1 protein-coding gene is annotated in these 371 nt (G+C 73.6%); it reads left to right on the top strand.

Annotation, left to right across the window (positions count from 1 at the left end; all coding sequences use genetic code 11):
• Nucleotides 1–27: 27 nt before the first annotated feature.
• Nucleotides 28–371: riboflavin synthase (locus ACSNOD_RS31825; RefSeq protein ID WP_436770529.1), on the top strand; the 344-nt coding region annotated here is incomplete at its 3' end.

Below are 371 nucleotides of genomic sequence, written 5' to 3'. Positions count from 1 at the left end.
TATCCACCACCCCTCAGGAGATCTGACGTGTTCACCGGAATCGTCGAAGAACTGGGTGAGGTCGTCGCCGTCGAGCTGCTCGGCGACGACGCCCCCTCCGGCTCCGCCGCGGCCGCCCCCGACCGCTCCGCCCGCTTCCGGCTGCGCGGCCCGCTCGTCACCGAGGGCGCCCGGCACGGCGACTCGATCGCCGTCAACGGCGTCTGCCTCACCGTGGTCGACCACGCCGACGGCGAGTTCACCGCGGACGTGATGGCGGAGACCCTCCGGCGGTCCTCCCTGGGGGCGCTCACCGTGGGCTCCCGCGTCAACCTCGAACGCCCCATGGCGCTCGGCGGGCGCCTGGGCGGCCATCTCGTCCAGGGCCACGT

The sequence above is a fragment of the Streptomyces sp. URMC 123 genome (assembly GCF_051386515.1).
In the GTDB taxonomy this organism is placed as follows: Bacteria; Actinomycetota; Actinomycetes; order Streptomycetales; family Streptomycetaceae; genus Streptomyces.
The sequence above is the reverse complement of the archived record's forward strand: the minus strand, read 5'-3'. Positions and strand labels throughout refer to the sequence as shown.